Annotated in this window: 10 protein-coding genes and 1 pseudogene; 4 read left to right on the forward strand and 7 right to left on the reverse strand. The window is 71.7% G+C overall.

Annotated features, from left to right (window positions below):
- The first annotated feature begins 58 nt into the window (after positions 1 to 58).
- Both ACWD4U_RS21850 and ACWD4U_RS21855 read left to right on the forward strand, forming a co-directional pair.
- Positions 59 to 1,045: an ArsR/SmtB family transcription factor gene (locus ACWD4U_RS21850; RefSeq protein WP_363459302.1), complete on the forward strand. Its 987-nt coding sequence runs from the start codon at positions 59 to 61 to the stop codon at positions 1,043 to 1,045.
- Positions 1,046 to 1,167: 122 nt separating this feature from the next.
- The gene (locus tag ACWD4U_RS21855; protein ID WP_449787263.1) at positions 1,168 to 3,450 is read left to right on the forward strand and encodes a glycosyl hydrolase family 18 protein; all 2,283 of its coding nucleotides are present in this window, start codon (positions 1,168 to 1,170) and stop codon (positions 3,448 to 3,450) included.
- Between the two features lie 64 nt (positions 3,451 to 3,514).
- Here the strand turns inward: ACWD4U_RS21855 and ACWD4U_RS21860 are convergent, their stop codons facing one another.
- The 3 genes from ACWD4U_RS21860 to ACWD4U_RS21870 form a co-directional block, all read right to left on the reverse strand.
- Complete coding sequence (locus ACWD4U_RS21860) at positions 3,515 to 4,507, reverse strand: hypothetical protein (RefSeq protein WP_363459299.1); 993 nt, start codon at positions 4,505 to 4,507, stop codon at positions 3,515 to 3,517.
- A 76-nt stretch (positions 4,508 to 4,583) separates the two neighbouring features.
- The gene (locus ACWD4U_RS21865; RefSeq protein ID WP_363459298.1) at positions 4,584 to 10,838 is read right to left on the reverse strand and encodes an RHS repeat-associated core domain-containing protein; all 6,255 of its coding nucleotides are present in this window, start codon (positions 10,836 to 10,838) and stop codon (positions 4,584 to 4,586) included.
- 569 nt (positions 10,839 to 11,407) lie between these two features.
- Positions 11,408 to 12,616 (reverse strand): geranylgeranyl reductase family protein, encoded by a 1,209-nt coding sequence (locus ACWD4U_RS21870; RefSeq protein WP_363459353.1) that lies wholly within the window; start codon positions 12,614 to 12,616, stop codon positions 11,408 to 11,410.
- 222 nt (positions 12,617 to 12,838) lie between these two features.
- Between ACWD4U_RS21870 and ACWD4U_RS21875 the strand changes: the two genes are divergently transcribed.
- Positions 12,839 to 13,375 (forward strand): carboxymuconolactone decarboxylase family protein, encoded by a 537-nt coding sequence (locus ACWD4U_RS21875; RefSeq protein ID WP_363459297.1) that lies wholly within the window; start codon positions 12,839 to 12,841, stop codon positions 13,373 to 13,375.
- A gap of 74 nt (positions 13,376 to 13,449) precedes the next feature.
- On the opposite strand, the gene ACWD4U_RS21880 is transcribed toward ACWD4U_RS21875, so the two are convergent.
- From ACWD4U_RS21880 to ACWD4U_RS21890, 3 genes are all read right to left on the reverse strand, one after another.
- Positions 13,450 to 14,193 carry a DUF4184 family protein gene (locus ACWD4U_RS21880; protein WP_363459295.1) on the reverse strand — a complete coding sequence of 248 codons (744 nt, stop codon included), beginning with the start codon at positions 14,191 to 14,193 and terminating at the stop codon, positions 13,450 to 13,452.
- Positions 14,194 to 14,254: 61 nt separating this feature from the next.
- Positions 14,255 to 15,325 (reverse strand): NUDIX hydrolase, encoded by a 1,071-nt coding sequence (locus tag ACWD4U_RS21885; protein WP_363459294.1) that lies wholly within the window; start codon positions 15,323 to 15,325, stop codon positions 14,255 to 14,257.
- A 131-nt stretch (positions 15,326 to 15,456) separates the two neighbouring features.
- Positions 15,457 to 16,890 (reverse strand): acyl-CoA synthetase, encoded by a 1,434-nt coding sequence (locus tag ACWD4U_RS21890; protein WP_363459292.1) that lies wholly within the window; start codon positions 16,888 to 16,890, stop codon positions 15,457 to 15,459.
- A 228-nt stretch (positions 16,891 to 17,118) separates the two neighbouring features.
- Here ACWD4U_RS21890 and ACWD4U_RS21895 point away from each other — a divergent pair, with 228 nt between their 5' ends.
- The gene (locus ACWD4U_RS21895) at positions 17,119 to 18,492 is read left to right on the forward strand and encodes a S53 family peptidase (RefSeq protein WP_449787264.1); all 1,374 of its coding nucleotides are present in this window, start codon (positions 17,119 to 17,121) and stop codon (positions 18,490 to 18,492) included.
- Positions 18,493 to 18,581: 89 nt separating this feature from the next.
- Here the strand turns inward: ACWD4U_RS21895 and ACWD4U_RS21900 are convergent.
- Positions 18,582 to 18,688: pseudogene (locus ACWD4U_RS21900) on the reverse strand (electron transfer flavoprotein subunit alpha/FixB family protein); the annotation flags it as partial.

Genomic DNA, 18,688 nt, shown 5'->3' on the forward strand with positions numbered 1-18,688 from the left:
ATTGATTTAGCCCCGGCCTGAATCCTCGGGCCGGTCGAACGCGAACGGGGGGCCCGCGGTGGCACTGCGCTTCCGGCTCGGCCTGGCGGACCTGGCCGCGGCCTACTTCGCCTGCTCGCCGCTGCAGGAGGCGGTGCTGTCGCTGCGGATGTGGACCCACCCCGGGCACTACCCGCACGGGCCGGCCTTCGAGGCGATGCGCCCGGCCTTCGAGGCGCTGCCCGCCGCGCCGCTGCTGCGCGCCCTGGTGGCGGGCAACAAGTACGTGCCGGACTTCCTGACACCCCGCCCACACGTGCCGTTCCCCGACTTCCGGGCCGAGCTCGACCTCGTCCGCGCCTTCGAACCCGCCTTGCTGGCAGGCGAGTTGGAACGCACCTACCTGCCGCACGACCGGGTGCTGCCGAAACTGCTGGCCGAGCGGCTCGACCACCCCGAGGCGCTGATCGCGGAGATCGCCGACGCCCTGGAGCAGTACTGGACCCGGGTGCTGGAGCCCGACTGGTGGCCGCGGGCCCGCTCGGTGCTGCGCGCGGACATCGTGCACCGCTCCCGGGTGCTCGCCGAACGCGGCGCGGCGGGGCTGCTCGCCGACCTCGACCACCGCCTGCACTGGGCGGACGGGGTGCTGACCATCGATCACGACTGGTTCGACGACCACCTCGACGTCGTGGTCGACCGCCGCGGCCTGGCGTTCGTGCCGACCTGCTTCGCCCGCGGCGCGATCACCGCGATCGGCCCCGACCGGACGCCGTCGATCACCTACCCGGCCCGCGGCCAGCGCACCATCGCGGCCGCCGCCGAGCCGCCGCCCACCCCGCGCGCCCTGGAGCAGCTCCTCGGCGCCCCCAAGGCCCGGCTGCTGATGCTGCTCCACGAGCCCACCGCCACCACCGAGTTGGCCCGCCGGCTCGGCGTCACCCCCGGCGCCGTCAGCCAGCACCTCGCCGTGCTGCACGCCACCCGCCTGGTCAGCCGGGCCCGCCACGGCCGCCTGGTGCTGTACGCCCGCAGCCCGCTCGCCGACCGGCTCCTCGGCCCCTGACCGTCCGTCAGTCCCACTCAGGTATAGACCTGTTGACGAGTTGGTCCAGTCCACCTACCCTGCCAGTGGCTGGCTCCCCGGCACCCCTGTACGGAATCCCCCACACCACACAGGGAGTACCGATGCACGTCCGGTTCAGGCACCGTTTCAGGGCCCGCGTCATGGCCCTGCTCGCAACGCTGGCACTGCCGCTCGCCCTGCTCACCGCCACGCCGGCGCACGCCGCCGACAAGCTCACCGCGTCCTTCACCAGCGCCGACAACGGCTCCTGGTGGAAGGGCACGTACATCGTGAAGAACGCGGGCGCCACCGCCGTCACCGGCTGGACCCTGGAGTTCGACCTGCCGCCCGGCGTCACCATCAGCGGCAGCTACAACGGCCAGACGACCGTCACCGGCTCGCACGTGTCGGCGACCAACGCGTACTACAACGCCACGGTGCAGCCGAACTCCACCACCGAGCCGTACAGCTTCTGGTTCATCGGCAACGGCCCGATCGCCGCGCCGACCAACTGCCGCGTCAACGGCGACAAGTGCGACGGCACCGCGGACGTCCCGCCGGGCGCCCCGGGCGCCCCGCAACTGGTCTCCGCCACCGCCCACAGCCTGGCGCTGAGCTGGACCGCCGCGGCGAAGGGCGACTTCCCCGTCGCGTCCTACGACGTGGTGAGCGGCTCCACCGTGCTCGGCACGGCCACCGGCACCTCCACCACGCTGACCGGCCTCACCCCGGCCACCGCGTACAGCCTCACCGTGCGCGCCAAGGACACCCGCGGCAACACCGGCCCGGTCAGCGGCGCGCTGAGCGCCTCCACCGTCGACCCGGCGAGCGACACCGTCCCGCCGACCGCGCCCGGCAACCTGCGCTCCACCGCGGTCACCAGCACCAGCGTCGCGCTGGCCTGGAACGCCGCCACCGACAACAAGGGCGTCGCCGCCTACGACGTCTACCAGGGGGCCACCCTGGTGCAGACCGTCACCACCACCGCGGCCACCGTCGTCCAGCTCTCCCCGGCCACCGCGTACACCTTCACCGTCAAGGCCCGCGACGCCGCCGACAACGCCTCCCCCGCCTCCACCGCACTGACCGTCACCACCGGCGACCTGGCCGGGCCCGGGAAGTACACCCGGGTCGGCTACTTCACCCAGTGGGGCATCTACGGCCGCCAGTTCTTCGCCAAGAACCTCGACACCTCGGGCAGCGCCGCCAAGCTCGACGTCGTCAACTACGCCTTCGAGAACATCGACCCGGTCAACCTGACCTGCCTGGCCGGCGTCACCAAGGGCACCACCGCCAACCCGCAGGACCCCGACCAGGGCACCGGCGCGGGCGACGCGGACGCCGACTACTCCCGCCCGTTCAGCGCCGCGCAGTCCGTGGACGGCGTCGCCGACGACGGCTGGGCCCCGCTGCGCGGCAACCTCAACCAGCTGAAGAAGCTCAAGGCCAAGTACCCGAACCTCAAGGTCGTGGTCTCACTGGGCGGTTGGACCTACTCCAAGTACTTCTCGGACGCCGCCGCCACCGACGCCTCCCGCAAGAAGCTGGTCTCCTCCTGCATCGACATCTGGATCAAGGGCAACCTGCCCGCCTACAACGGCGCGGGCGGCCCCGGCACCGCGGCCGGCATCTTCGACGGCATCGACATCGACTGGGAGTGGCCCGGCTCCCCCGACGGCCACGCCGGCAACCACTACTCCGCGAACGACAAGGCCAACCTGACCCTGCTGCTGGCCGAGTTCCGCCGCCAGCTCGACGCCCTCGGCGGCTCGCACAAGCTGCTCACCGCCTTCACCCCCGCCGACCCGGTCAAGGTGGGCCAGGGCTGGGACCTCGCGCAGATCTTCAACTCCCTCGACATCGCCAACGTCCAGGGCTACGACTTCCACGGCGCCGGCAGCGACAACTCCTGGGAGCCCAACCGGACCGGCCACCAGGCCAACCTGTACGCCGACCCGGCCGACCCGTACAGCTTCCACTTCTCGATCGACAGCGCCGTCAACACGTACCTCGCCGCCGGCGTCAACCCGCGCAAGCTGACCATCGGCTTCCCGTTCTACGGGCGCGGCTGGCAGACCGTCACCGACGGCGGCGTGCACGGCGCCTGGCAGGCCGCGGGCGGCGCGGCGCCCGGCCAGTTCGCCGAGGAGGCCGGCACCCGCGGCTACAACAACCTGATCACCAGCGTCCCGAACCTGACGGTCTACCACGACCCGGTCTCGGTCTCCACCTACGCCTACACCGGCAGCGGTGGCCAGTGGTGGACCTTCGACGACACCTGGTCGATCGGCCAGAAGACCGCCTACCTCAAGTCCAAGAACCTGCTCGGCGCGATGATCTGGGAGATGTCCGGCGACACCCCGTCCGGCACCCTGATCACCGCCCTGGACAGCGGCCTGAAGTAACCCCCCCGTCAGGGGCGCGGGGACCCCCCGAATCCCAACCCCCGCGCCCCACCCAGGGTGCTGCTCAGCGCGGCGTGCCGCTCGCGCCGTCGTACCGCCGCAGCCCGCGCTCCTCCGCCGTGAACAGCAGGACGCGCTCTCCCGACTCCACCGCACACACCGCGAGGCAGGCGTCGTCGTCCGGCTCGCCGACCGGCTCCCCCAGCGGCTCACCGGTCGCCCCGTCGTAGCGGTACAACCGGTCCGAGGCGACCGCCAACGCGGCCTGCTCGCCCACCTGGTAGGCGCACAGTCCCAGGGTGTTGCCGAGCTGGACCATCGGCCGGCCGAGCTGAGTCCCGCTCTCCGGGTCCCAGATCCGGACCGAGTGGTCACCGGACCCGGTCGCCAGCACGGTCCGGCCCTGCGCCTGGTAGGCGACGAGGTGCTGGATCTCCGCGCGGTGCGCCCGAACCGGTTCGCCCACCGGGTTCCCGGTCGCCGGGTTCCAGCGACGCAGCACGCCTTCGGCGTCCCCGCAGGCCAACCGGAGGGTGCCGTCCGCCGCGGTGTACACCGCCAGGGACCACACCTGGGCCTTCCCGGTCCCGCGCAGCTTGGCCCCGGTCTGCTCCCCCGTCGCCGGGTCGAGCTGCTGGACGAGGCCGTCGCTCCACCCCGCCAGCAGGGCCCGCCGGCCGTCGGCTCCCCGGAAGGAGGCGACGGCGGTCATACGGGGCGGCCTGCCCCACAGCGTCCGCCGCTCGCCCCACGTGGCGGGGTGGACCTCCTCCCCCGTCCGCAGGTCGTACTGCGTCACCGTGCCCCGCAGCCCGCGGAACAGATCGAGCGTCACCAGGACGGCCGCGTCGACGTGGGAGCGGCGGAGCCCGCCGCTTCCCTCACCGGTCCCGAACTCCCGCAGCACCGTGCCGTCCACGGCGTTGTACACCGCGACGTCCCGGCCCGGCGCCGGGCTCGACCGCACGACCACCGGCCGGCCGTCGAGCTCGGCGCCGAGCAACTGGATCCCCGAGACGGTCAACTGACCGTCCCACTCCGCAAAAGGGGCCGCCATCCGCACGTTCTGCCAACCTCACTGTCTAGGACGTTGAGACCGGCACCGTGCGTGGGGCGGCCCCTGAACTGCGACGCTACCAGCCGAACCAACCGGCAACGGTCTTGCCCACGTTCTGGCCGACGCCGGAGCCGATGATGCCGCCGACGATGGCACCGACCACCGGAGCCGCCGGCGCCAGCGGGCCGAGCAACGGGGCCACCGCCGTGCCCATCTGGGCACCCGCGATCGCACCGCCGATCCCGCCCACGAAGCCGCCCGCATCCTTCGCGGCCGTCTTCGCCTTCTGGCCCTCCGGTGCCGTCGCCACGTCGTAGACGTCATAGGCGATGGCCGCACCGGTCGCGGCCCGGCCGCCCCACTTCAGGACCGGCCCGACGTACGGCTTCGCCAGCTCGACCCGCTCCCAGAACGTCGTCTCCCGGTCCGTGAAGCGCGGCCAGACGGGCTTGCCGTCCTCCCCGGGGAAGACCTTCACACCCGCCGGGTACTGGGGCGGCCGGCTGGCCGACTGGCAGTTGCCGCAGAGCGGCTTCTCGACCATGTAACGCATCTCGGTGCTGCCGTCCTGCATGGTGACCTCACGCGTCATGAGCACCTTGTCCTCGGGCGTCAGCTTGTCCTCCTTGACCCACGAGACGGCCTTGGTGAACCTGGACTCCGGGTCACTCTGTTCGAGGCCCAGCTTGTTGCAGGCGTTGACCTCCGCACAGTTGCCGTCACCGCGTTGTGCCGCGGAGACCTTGCCGGTGTTCATGTTGTACGACCCGGTGATGGTCTGCTTCTTGCCGAAGTCCTTCGTCGACATCGCCAGCGCGTTGCGGGCTTCGACCGCCTCGGCCAGCAGCGCCTCCTCGTAGGCGTACTCGAGCAGCCAGCGGATCATCCCCCACACGCCGAGTCCGCCGAGCGTCCCGGACGCCGTGCTCCCCGCCTCGATGTCGTCGGTCCGCAGGCCGCTCGGATCGCTGTGGGTGACGGGGTTGCTGCTCGCGTAGGTGTAGCCGCCGAGCTGTTGGGCGTCGCTGGCCTCGAAGACCGGGTCGACGCTGATGAACCGTCCGGTGAGCGGGTCGTACTGCCGCACGCCGAGGGTGGTGAGCCCGGTGGTGCCGTTGGTCGGCGCGTTGAGGAAGCCGCGGTTGTCGAACCAGGAGACCGAGGCCCCGCGCTGCCCGCCGTACGGGGTGAACTGACGCCACGTCGGCGTCTGCGCAGTGCTGTCCAGGCTCAGACCGGACGTCCCGTGCGGGTCGGCGATCTCGAACCGGTAGTTGGTGCCGAACCCGGAGCGCACCGCGGTTCCGCCGCCCGGCAGGGTGGTGTAGCGGGTGCCGGTGACCGCGCCGCCGGACAAGGTCAGCTGCTGACCCGGCAGGTAGAGGACGGTCGAGCTCGGGTCCTTCTGCATCAGCACCTGGCCGTCAGGGCTGTACACGTAGGTGGTGTCGCCCGTCGTGCCGTGGACGGTGTTCAGGCGTCCGGCGTCGTCCCAGCTCAGCGTCTGCGCCCCGTTGCCGGGGGTGGTCCGCTGGGTGGTGTTGCCCGACGTGTCGTAGCCGAAGGTGGAGCCGTTGCTGCTGGAGGTCAGGGTGTGCGCCTGACCCTTGCCGTTGCCGTTGTAGGTGTAGGTGGTGGCGACATCCGCGCCGCCGGTGGTGGAGTGCTCGGTCTGGCCGATGCGGTTGCCCAGCGCGTCGAACTGCCAGTCGGTCCAGTACGCACCGCCGCCTATCGCGTCGCCCACCTGCGAGTGGTTGAGCGCGGTCGGCGCCAGGGCGCAGGAGTCGGTGGCCGTCCACGCCTGGGTCAGCCGGTCCAGCTGGTCGTAGCTGAAGCACTGCGTCTCGGTCGTGGCGCCCAGCCGGGTCGACGTCTGACGGACCGTGTTCCCCGCCAGGTCGTAGTCGTAGTGCTGCTTGTCGACGTCGCTCGGCGTCCCCGTGTTGGAGCGGGAGGTGAGCTGGTCGGTCAGCTGACCGGTGTGCGGGTCGAAGGTGTTGGTGATGTACGCCAGGTTCGAGCCCGTGCCCAGCGTCGACTGCTCGATGCGGCCGAAGGCGTCGTAGCTGGTGCCCTGCGTGTAGCCGGTGGTGCCGGAGGTGGCGCCGTTGGGCAGGTCGAACGCGGTGGCGTACGTCCGGGTGACGGTCTCCAGCGGAAGACCGCCGCCGGCCGGGGACTGGTCGGTGTAGGGCAGCCCCTTGATCGTCGTGTAGACGTGCTTGAAGGTGTAGCTCTTCGCCAGCAGGCCCTCGGTGGACGGGATGGTGATCGTCTCGCCCGTCGACTTGCCCATCGTGGTGAAGCCGGACGCCTGCGTGGTGTACGCCTGGCCCTTGTCGTAGGAGGTGGCCGTCGTCGGCTGACCGATGGCGTTGGTGACGCCCGCGACGTTGTTGTCGTTGTCGTACACCCACGCGGCGAGCTGGTTCGCCGAGCTCTTGGTGGCGTAGGTGGCAGCGAAGGTCCCGGTCTTGCGGTTGAGCGCGTCGTAGGTGGTGCTGACGCTCTTTCCGCGCGAGTCCGTGGTCTGCACCAGGTTGCCCACGCCGTCGTACAGCATGCTGCTGCCGCCCGCGTCGGGGTCGGTCTTCGCCGTGGCCTGGCCGAGCAGGTTGTTGGTGGTGGTCCACACCGAGCCGTTGGCGGTGACGGTGCTCTGCTTGCCGTGCCCGTCGAAGCCGTAGGTGATCGCCTGACTGGTGCCGCCACTTACGCTGTAAGTGCCGGTGAAGGTGTCCGCCGGCGCCGTGACGGTCGGACGGACGCTGTAGTCGTCCAGCTCGACCGTGCGGCCCAGCGGGTCCTTGACGGTGGTCTTCACCGTGCCGCCGCTCGGCGGGATGACGATGGTGCGGTCACCCGCGAAGACGGTGGTGGTGACCTCCTTCGGCTGCGCGTACTGGTACGAGGTGTCGACGATCGTGCGGCCCATGCCGTCGTAGGTCGGCACGCTCTGGTTAGGGATCGTCGAGTCCTGCGGCACCGAGGCGACCGACAGGGACGGCGAGTTGTTCGGGTCCCAGTACGCGTTGTTCTTCTTCCGGACCCAGCCGCGCGAGTCGTAGAACGACTCCGTGATCAGGCGTCCCCCCTTCGGCGTCGGCGCCTGCGTCTGCCGCACCCGGCCCAGCGAGTCGTTGATGCTGTACGAGGTCACGTAGCCGAGCGAGTCGTTCAGCGTCTGCGTCGTCGTGCCCGACACACCGGTCTGCGAGACCGTGTAGGTGTACAGCAAGTTGGCCGGGTCGCTCGTCACCCGGTTGTTCTGCCACACCGAGGTGAGCCGGCCCAGCGCGTCGTAACGGGTCGTCGCCACCACACCGTTGAGGTCCGTCGCGGTCAGGGTGAGCCCCCGGGCGGGTGTCCGCGTGCTGGACGCGGTCTGGCCCTTGGCGTTGGTCTCCGACTCCGCCGTGGTCAGGCCGACCGCGTTGACGGTGTAGCCGTTGGTGGAGAAGTTGCCGTTGCCGTTGTAGGTGACCAGCGGACGTCCGTAACCGTCGTACGTCGCACGCTTGATGGTCTGCCAGGCGAAGGCACCGCCGGAGTAGTCGGAGGCCTTGCGCTCCATCGTGATGTTGCCGACCGTGGGCGCGTTCGCCTGCGGGAAGGCCGTCGAGTAGGTCGCGTCGTCGTAGAAGGTCTGCGACGCCGAGACCACCTGCGCCGGACGGTTCACCGAGGACGGCGCACCAAGCGTGTTGTACGAACCCGGCACCGAAGGCTTGGCGCCCTGGGTGAACCCGGAGCACGCGACCGAGTCGGTCTCCTGGGAGGCCGCCAGGCCGACCAGGTTGAGCGCGGTGTTCGCCGGGGCGTACGTGTTCGTGGTGCAGGTGTCGTAGGCGGGGTCGACCGGCACGGTGTGCGTGTACGTCGCCGTCATCGCACCGAAGTTCACGTCGCCTGCGACCGCGTTGTAGGCGTTGTCGGACTCGGTGTACCGCCAGGTGGTGGAGCCGCTGGACGTGACGGCCTGCCGGGTGAAGGTCTCCGCCGGCTTCACGGCGTTCGCGGTGAGGTCCGGCAGCCCGCTCCGCGTGCGGGTCGCCGTTGCGGGCGAGACCCAGTACGAGGTGACGGTCGAGTTGACGGCCGCGCCGCCGTCGCCGTTGTACGCGGTCGTCTCCAGCTCGCGCCCGGCCAGTTGCCGGGCGTCGGTGTGCACGCCGCCCTGCGAGTCGGTGACGCTGACGCTGCGATTGCTGCTGGACGTGAGGTAGTCCCCGTCCATGCCGCGGTAGTAGTCGGTGACGGACTTGGTCTTGCGGTCGTTGGCGCCGTCACCGGTCCGGGTGATGACCGTGCCGTAGCCACGGAACTGGCCCCAGCTGCGGTACTTGGCCCGGACGACCTCGTTGTCGTCGTAGTGCCACGCGGCGCCGCCCGTGTACTCGTACGTGGTGGCCTTCTGCAGGGCGCCGCCGGTGGCGTCGGCCTCCAGCACCTGGGTGACCGCGTACTTCTGGAACCAGTCCGTGATCGGCGCGACATAGAACTTCGGCGTCCAGCTGACGGGGTAGCAGGAGTTGGTGTTCGCCGAGGCGTTGGCCGAGGCGACATACGACGCGGTGCACGGGTTGGGCAGGCCGTAGGTGATGCCGGTGACCGCGCCCATCTCGGTGGTGATCGAGGTCAGCCGGTAACGGAACATGCCCGGGTAGTTAGACGTGTCGACGCGGTTCTGCATCGTCGTGCCGCCGAACTTCACCGCGGGCAGGGTCAGGCTGCCGGAGCCGCCGGCCGAGGTGTCGTTGCCCGTGTGGGTGACGGAGGCCAGCCAGAGGGTCGGTGACGTGCCGTCACCGGTCGGGGGCTCGGTCTGCGCGAGGTCGTAGGTGTCGACCGGCTTGTACTGCGAACTCGCCGTGTCCCACTGCTGGGTGACGATCTGCTTCAACCGCACGGTCGAGAACATCGACGGCGACTTCGGCGAGCAGGTCGCACCCTGGTTGCAGATCAGGTCGAACGGCACGTCCGGATACTGGGTACCCGCGTTGGCGGCCGAGATCGGGTCGCAGGTGGTGGAGACGCAGCGCGAGCCGGTGACGAAGGACACCTGGTCGGGGACGGTGCCGTAGGCGCCGCCGTCCAGGAAGCCGTAGTCGATCCGGGCGAGGTACGAGTCGCGCACGTACTTCGTGTTCGACGCGCCGTTGTTCTGCCCGTAGTAGTTGGTGTCCTGGGTGTAGTAGTACGCCATCGCGGCGCCCCGGACGTCCTTCACGTAGTCCAGGTGCCACTTGTACGCCATCGTGCACACCGACGCGTCGAAGCCCGAGGCGTTGTAGCACGGGTCACCGGAGTGCGAGGAGTACACCGGCATCGAGTCGACCGAGTTGGTGACCGCCTTGCCCGACGACCACCCCGGCAACTGGTTGCGCCCGAAGTAGAAGACGGTGCCGGAACGGTCCGTGACCGTCCAGTAATCCGTGTTGTAGGTGCCCGTCCCGTTGTTGGACCCGGTGACGTGCGCGACCTTGGAGCCATCGTCGCTGCCCGGGGTGAACGTGCCCTTCGACGCGTCCCACACCAGGGACGTCGAGGAGCCGTTCAGCGACAGCGTCAGGACCTGACCCGCATAGCACTGGTCGCTGGTGGACTTCGGCGACGCCGAGCCCTCCGGGTTCTCCGAACACGGGGTGAAGGTCTGCTGGATGAACGAGTCCGGCGTCGACCAGCCGTCACCGACCCACGAGGCCTGCGCCTGCGTGCTCGCGGTCTTCCCGTCCACCACCGCCGAGTCGTAGGCGAGACTGACCTTGGGGACCAGCGGGCTCGACGCTCCGGGCGTGGTGACCGGGTAGGAGTACGTGAACGAGCCGGCCGAACTGCCGCCGGTCCACGAGCCGCTCGGGCTCAGGGTACTCGCCGCGTACGAACCCGCCGAGTCGTCACCTCCGGTCGAAGCCGAGGCCGCCAGCACCATCGGCGCGGACATGGCCGAAGCCTGCACCGCCGAAGTCGTGCTGCCGGTCCACACCGCCGGAACGACCTCCGACGCGGTCTCCGACGCGCTCGCCTTCACCGCGCCGGAAGTCCCAGCGCCGAGGTCGACCTCCGCCGACACCGACTTCCCCGCCGCGTCACGATCCGTCTTCAGCGGCGTCCGCACCTGACACGCCGCCACCTCCGGCGTGGTCAGCGCACACGCCGGCAGCGACACCAGCTGAAGCCGCGACGCGTAGTTGCCGCCCAGCGCCTCCGCGAACGCGGAGTAGTCGACGCCGACCCGCACCTTCCCGTGCGCGTCACCGCCGTCCACCGTGAACACCACGCCGGACACGCCGAGTTGAGCACTCTTCGCCTGGTCCAGGACCTTCACGTCCACACCCGGCGCAGCAGCGGAGGAATCCGCCTTCACAAACACCGGCGTCCCAGCGGCCTGCGACTTCGCACCCGGAGCAGCCGACGCCGCCCGACCGGAAGCCGCCTTCGGCCACGCCACCGCCTTCGGCTGGAAGGAACGCTTCGCGTCATCCTGAACGGTGAGCTTCTTCGGCTCCGCGTTCCGAACTCCCTTGACCGCGACCGCTCCCGCGGCCTTCGGCGCGACCAGGTCAGCGTGCGCCGCGAATGCCGGCACGGAGACCGCCGACGCGCTCAGCGTCACCGCGGACACTGCGGCCAGCCAGGCCCACCGTCTCCCCGCCGCCACCTCGAACAACCCCACGCGTGGCGGTCGTCCGCCACGTATGCCACCGAATCTGAGCATGCAGAAGTCACATCTCTGTTCTCGAGCCGCACGAAGGCAGCCCCCACCCCCGGTTCAAGATCGACCGGCTCGGCGACGACTATGTCAGGCGTGACGGAGTGCGGTCATCTCGGTACGGACGACCGGAGAACAGTTTGACGAAAACTTTACCATCCAAAGGCTTAACTTTTGACGGAGCGTCAGCGTCCGGCGACGGACGCCAGCTTCCGGGCCGCCCGGTAGTCCCGCATGAGCTGCGCGAACGTGGTGTGCCCCTGGGTGGTCCGGGCGAACGCCCGCCACGCCGGGTTCACCAGGCAGACCGCCGCGTGGAACAGGTGCGGCCGCTTTTCGAACGCCCCGAGCATCACCTTGCCCGCACGCATCTCCACGCCCAGCCCGGCCTTGATCGCGAACGCGTAGTTCAGCGCCTGGCGCCGCACGTCCGCCGTACCCGAGGCCTCGGCGATCTGCACCGCCCACTCGCCGGCCAGCCGGCCCGAGCGCAGCGCGTACGAGATGCCCTCGCGGGTCCACGGCTCCAGCAGTCCGGCCGCGTCGCCCGCGACCAGGACCCGCCCGCGGGAGAGCGGGGAGTCCTCCGCCCGACACCGCGTCAGGTGCCCCGACTCGACCAGCGGGGTGAAGCCGGACAGCCCCAACCGCCGGATGTAGGCCGCCAGGTACTGCTTGGTCGCCTCGCCCTCACCGCGCGCCGAGATCACGCCGACGGTCAGCGTCCCGGAGTCGGTCTTCGGGAACACCCAGCCGTACGAGCCGGGCAGCGGCCCCCAGTCCAGGTGGATCCGCCCCGCCCAGTACCGGCTCACCGACTCCGGCACCGGGATCTCCGCCTCCAGGCCGAGGTCGATCTGGTCGAACTCGACGCCGACGTGGCGGCCGATCCGGCTGGCCGACCCGTCCGCGCCGACCACCGCCCGGGCCTCCACCTTCCGCCCGTCGGCCAGCGTCACGAACACGGTCCGCGCGTCGCCGCCCGACTGCTCGACACCCGTGGCGGTCACACCGGTCACCAGCACCGCGCCGGCCTGCTCGGCGGCCTGCACCAGACGCAGGTCGAACTCGTCGCGGTTGACCACCCCGAACAGCATCCGCCGGGACCGCCGGGTGCGGGTGAACCGGCCGTTCAGCGCGAAGGTGACGGCGGAGATCCGGTCCTGCAGCGGCAGCTTGAACTCCGGCGGCAGGGTGTCGCGGGACGGGCCGATGATGCCGCCGCCGCACGTCTTGTACCGGGGGTGCTCCGCCTTGTCGAGCAGCAGCACCCGCCGCCCCCGGGACGCCGCCGCGTACGCGGCCGAGGAACCGGCCGGGCCGGCCCCGACCACCACCACGTCCCACACCCCGTCAAGCAGCTCCGCACGTTCGGCTTCTGCGTCGTCGTCCAGCGCGGCCGATGCCGTCTCCACCGCGTCCGCGGACGGCTCGACGGGCTCCAGGTCCTGGGTGCTACCGGTGTCAGTCACGGTCGCTCATCCTAATCGGCCGTCCCCTCTCCACGGCCAGTACCCGGCCGGTGCTTCTTTCCTCGTGCCGACTGCCGGACGTGATCACACAACCGCAGGTCAAGGCCTTGCCAACTGCCCGCGCCAGCCGCTTCAGTTGACCCCATGCCGCATATCGCCCTCCCCTCCCCCGCCCCCGGCGTCCGGGGCCTCTTCTCCGTCAAGCCCGAGACCGGCCGGCGCATGAACGAACTCGCCGAACAGCTGCTGCGCGGGAAGTCCCCGCTGACCACCGCCGAACGCGAGCTGATCGGCACGTACGTCTCCTCCCGCAACGAGACCCGCTACTGCACCGACGCGCACGGCGCGACCGCCGCCGAGCTGCTCGACGGCGACACCGCCCTGGTCGAAGCCGTCAAGGCCGACCTCGACACCGCCCCCCTCTCCGACCTGATGCGAGCCCTGCTCCGTCTCGCCGGCCAGGTCGCCGTCAGCGGACTCGCCGTCTCGCCCGAGGACATCGCCACCGCGAGGGCCGCCGGCGCGGACGACGAGACCATCCACGACACCGTCCTGATCGCCGCAGCCTTCTGCATGTTCAACCGCTACGTCGACGGCCTCGCCGCCATCACCCCCGACGACCCCGCCGTCTACCGGGCCACCGGCGCCTACCTCGCAACGAACGGCTACCTCGACATCTGAGAGTGACCTGCACTATCCAGGGGCTCGGGGAACGGCGAGGCGAGTGCCTGACGGTCTGAAGCCGGCTGAAGGTCTCAGGAGACCTCCATGCGCCCAGACCTCACAGCGCCCCGAAACCCCAACCGCCACGCACCCCCGCCGTTCCCCGGGCCCCTCAAGAGAGCCCCCACCGCCAGGCCCGCGCCGGCGCCGAAGCAGGCCTCGTCGATCAGGCCGCGCTCGCCGCGGGTCACGCGGTGCACCGCACCCACCAGCGCCGCCCCGCCCAGGATCGCGACGACCCGTCGGTCGGCCTCCCGCAGCGACGCTGCGTAGCGGGCGAGCACCGCCAGCCCCGCCACCGAACTGCCGTACTGCAGGACGGTGTAGAGCGGAACGCCGCCGACCCGCCGGGACAGCGCCGGTACGGCTCGCACCCCGGCTCGGCCCGCGTGCGTGAACGAGTCCCACACCAGGTGGGTGGCGGCACCGACCGCCACCGCCCCGGCCGCCCAGGCCACCTCTCCTCCGGAGACCGGCCCCCGTGGGACGACCCCGACCCATTCCCCGGGCAGCGCGGCGCCCAGCGGGGCCCGCCACACGCCGTACCAGGCGCCCACCAGCCCGGCGCCCAGCACGACGTCGAGGGTCCCCGCCGCCCACCAACGGTGCGTCAAGGCGCCGTACCGGTACGTCCCCCGGACCAGCGACTCGGCGAAGAAGGGCACGTCCGGCGCCATCGACCCGGCGACCAGCCCGGCGGCCACCAGCGCGCCGCGCCGCCGCGCCCGCCGCAACCCGGGCAGCACGGCGGCCACATGACTCAACGTGAACGGCATGGGCCCATCCTCACTCCCCGCCGCACTGCCCGCCCCCTGACACCCCGTCACCCTGGGGCGCTCAGCCCGCCACCACCCCGCCGCGGCCCAGCCCCGTCGCGGCGGGCACCCCGCCCTCCAGGTAGCGCAGTTCGCCGTTCGCGCGGGCCTCCATCGCGGCGGCCAGCCGTCTCATCCGGGCGGCCGGCAGCAGCCGCGCGGCCTCCCGGAGGGTGGCGAAGTGCCAGTCACGGAGTTCACCGGCGGGAAGGCGCAGGCGCAGCACGTCGGCGGGGGTGAGGCGGCCGCCGTCGTAGACGAGCCGCAGGCCGCCGCGGCCGCGGCCGCCGCCGGGTTCCCAGTCGACGGCGAGCAGCCGCAGGTCGTCCGGGGAGAGCCGCAGGCCGAGTTCCTCGGCGGCTTCGCGGACGGCGGCGGCGGTGGGCGCCTCGCCGGGTTCGACGACGCCGCCGGGGAACTCCCAGTCGGGCTTGTAGGCGGGGTCGACCAGCAGGACGCGGTCGCGGTCGTCGAAGAGCAGGACGGCGGCGGCGACGGTGTCCCCGTCGCCGCCTTCGCTGCGGACGATCTGGCAGCGGGCGCCGCCGCTGCGGACCAGCTCGGCGATGCGTTCGGCGGTCTGCCGGGGGGTCAGGACGCCGTTGTCGACCATGCGGGCGTCGCGGGCGAGCCAGCCGCGGGCTTCGGTGTAGGCGGGGAGGTGGTCGCGGCACCAGCGGCGGATGCGGGCGTTGGTCTCGGTGTCGCCGGGGACTTCCTCGCGGGTGGCGATCCGGGCGCGGAGAATCGTTTCGACCGGGTCGAGCACCACGTGGTGCACGGCGAGGCCGCGGCCGGCCAGCGAGCCGAAGATCTCGTCGCGGTAGTCCTGCCGGAGCAGCGTCATCGGGACGATCAGCGGCCCGGCCACCTCGTCCAGCAGCGCGGCCGCGGTCTCGGTGACCAGCCGCCGCCAGGCGGGCAGGTCCTGGTAGTCCGTCACCTCGGCGAGCCGCTGCGGCGGGAGCATGCCGCGCAGGGCGGCGCCCACCGTCTCGGGGTCGAACAGCAGGCTCCCGGGGAGCAGTTCGACCAGTTCCCGGCAGGCGCTCGTCTTGCCCGCCCCGAACGCCCCATTGACCCAGACGATCACAGCATCCCGCCCTCCACCCACCCCGGCACCTTCGCCGGGCAGCCCGGGGCAACCGGCCCCCACACCACACGAGTGGTACCCACTCCCCGCGGTCCTCAAGAGACCAATGCGGGGACCGGCCCGGCCCGGGGCTAGCGGAGGCCTTCGATCAGCTGCTTCTTCAGCACCTTTCCCATGGCGTTGCGGGGCAGTTCGTCCACCAGCAGCACCCGCCGGGGCCGCTTGTGGACGGAGAGCCGCTCGGCGACGAACGCGGTGAGCTGATCGCCCGTCAGCGCGGCGTCGGCGGGGATCACGTAGGCGACGACGACCTGCCCGAGGTCGTCGTCGGGGGCGCCGACCACCGCGGCGTCGGCCACGCCGGGGTGGTCGCGCAGCGCGGCCTCGACCTCGCCGGCGCCGATCCGGTAGCCGCCGCTCTTGATCAGGTCGACGGAGGCGCGGCCGACGATGCGGTGGAAGCCGTCGGGTTCGATCACCGCCATGTCGCCGGTGCGGAACCAGCCGTCGGCGGTCCAGGAGTCGGCGGTGGCCTCGGGCCGGTTCAGGTAGCCGTCGAACAGGGTCGGGCCGTGCACCTGGAGTTCGCCGACGCTCTCCCCGTCGGCCGGCACCGGTCGGCCGTCCTCGCCGGCCAGCCGGGTGCGAACCCCGTCGAGGGGGAGGCCGACCGCGCCGGGGCGGCGTTCGCCGTCGGCGCGGGTGGCGACGGTGATCAGCGTCTCGGTCATGCCGTAGCGCTCGGCGGGGGCCTGGCCGGTGAGTTCGCGCAGCCGCCGGAAGACCGGCACGGGCAGCGGGGCGCTGCCCGACACCAGCAGCCGGGCGGCGGCCAGGGCGCGGGCGGCGTCGGGGTCGGCGGCGATCCGGGACCACACGGTGGGCACGCCGAAGTACAGGCTGCCGCGGGCCGCCGCGTACGCCGCGGGGGTGGGCCGCCCGGTGTGCACCAGTCGGCTGCCGGTGCGCAGCGCGCCTAGCACGCCGAGCACCAGCCCGTGGACGTGGAACAGCGGCAGGCCGTGCACCAGCACGTCGTCGGCGCTCCACTGCCAGGCGTCGGCGAGGCCGTCCAGCCCGGTGGCGACCGCGCGGCGCGGGATCAGCGCGCCCTTGGGCGCGCCGGTGGTGCCGGAGGTGTACAGCACGAACGCGGGCCGGGCCCCGTCCGGCTCGGTCGCGCTCCAGGCCGCGGTCGGACGGTCCGTCAGCCGGACCGGAAGCTCCGTCAGCGGATGGCCCGTCAGCCCTTCGGCGGCATCGGCGAGTCCGGTTCCGGCGAGCACGGTGGCGCCGCTGTCGGCGAGGATGTGCGCCCGCTCCTTGGGTCCGGAGTCGGGCGGCAGCGGCACCACGGGGACGCCGGCCAGCAGTCCGCCGACCACCGCGACGACCGTCTCGGGCTCCGGCCGGGCGAGCACGGCGAGCGCCGGCGCCCCGGCCGCGCGTTCGGCCACCGCCCCGGCGGCGCCCAGCAGTTGCTCCCAGGAGAGGGGCCGCCCGTCCACCACGACCGCGTCCCCGCGGTCCCCGAATGCGCCGTCCAGTGCCGTCAGCAGTCCCATGGCGCCCGACTCTACGAGGTATGGGCCGCTCGCGCACCGACGCCGCGGTCACACCCCCGGACCTGCGGCCTTACCGAACCGCTCCGTGCTCTTTACCTGATCACGTGGCCGATCGGGGCCATGCCGACCGCCCGTCTCTGCTATGGCAGTGGCCCCCCGGGGCCGGTGGGATAGGGGCACCCCGGCCGTGCGGCCGGTTCCGTTTCTCTTCGAGGAGTCTCCTTGGGTATGCACCCCGCCACCGCGGGCCCCCGACGCTCCACCACCCTGCGCGCCCTGGCGCTGCTCGCCGTCGGGGCCACCGCCCTGTCGGGGGCGACCGCCACCGCGCAGGCCGTCGGCGCGTCCGGGCACCTGCCCGCCTTCCACCTGCGTCCCGCCTCTGCCGGGCACATCGACGCGGTGGGCCGGGTCGCCCCGATATCGACGTCGGACTGCGTCTCGCAGATCGGCATCCACTGCTACTCGCCGCTGCAGTACCGCAGCGCGTACAACCTGGGCCCGCTGTACCAGCAGGGCGTCACCGGCAAGGGCCGGACGATCGTGATCGTGGACTCCTTCGGCTCGCCGAGCATCCAGCACGACCTGGAGGTGTTCGACAAGCAGTGGGGCATCCCGGACACCCAGGTCGAGGTCGTGAAGTGGGGCAACGTCCCGGTCTTCGACCCGACCAACCCGGACCACACCGGCTGGGCCGGCGAGACCACCCTGGACGTCGAGTACGCCCACGCCATCGCCCCCGACGCGCACATCGTGCTGGTGGAGACCGGCGTCGCCGAGACCGAGGGCGTCACCGGCCTGCCGGAGATGATGGACGCCGAGAAGGCGATCATCAAGTCCCGCAACGTGGACGTGATCTCGCAGAGCTTCGGCGCCACCGAGAACACCTTCCCCGGCTTCGACCAGCACAACTTCAAGTCCATCGAGGACCTGCGGTACGCCTTCAAGTACGCGGCCGCCAAGGACGTCACGGTGCTCGCCGCCTCCGGCGACAACGGCGCCACCGACGCGATGGAGAACGGCAGCGACCTGTACCCGTACAAGGTCAACTCCTGGCCGTCCGCCGACCCGCTGGTCACCTCGGTCGGCGGCACCGAGCTCACGCTGGACGACAACGGCGTGCGCACCGCCCCGGACAAGGTCTGGCACGACGACTACGGCGCGGCCGGCGGCGGCGTCTCCGGCGTCTTCGAGCGGCCGTGGTACCAGGCGGGCGTGGCCAAGGTGACCGGCGACCACCGCGGCACCCCGGACATCAGCATGAGCGCCGCCGTGGACGGCGCCGCCTGGACCTACGAGTCCTACGACCCGACCCGGGTCGGCTGGCACCTGACCGGCGGCACCAGCGAGGCCACGCCGATCTTCTCCGGCATCGTCGCGCTCGCCAACCAGCTGGCCGGCCACCGCCTCGGCCAGCTCAACTGGCGGATGTACGGCCTGGCGCAGCTGCCCTCGCAGTGGAGCGGCATCACCGACGTCACCGCCGGCGACAACTCCTGGGACAAGGTGACCGGCTACCAGGCCGTCAAGGGCTACGACCTCGCCTCCGGCCTCGGCACCATCAACGCCGATCGCTTCGTCCGCGCCCTCTCCGGCCGCTGACGGACCGTCCGCACCGACGCGAGGGGCGCGGCTCCCGGTGATCCCGGGGGCCGCGCCCTTCGCGTGTCCCTGACCCGCGGTCAGCCGGTTCAGCTCTTGCGGGCCTTGACCTCGCCGGTGAGCTGGGGGAGGACGGTGAACAGGTCGCCGACGACGCCGTAGTCGACCAGGTCGAAGATCGGGGCCTCGGGGTCCT

It is taken from the genome of Kitasatospora sp. NPDC002522 (assembly GCF_053595195.1).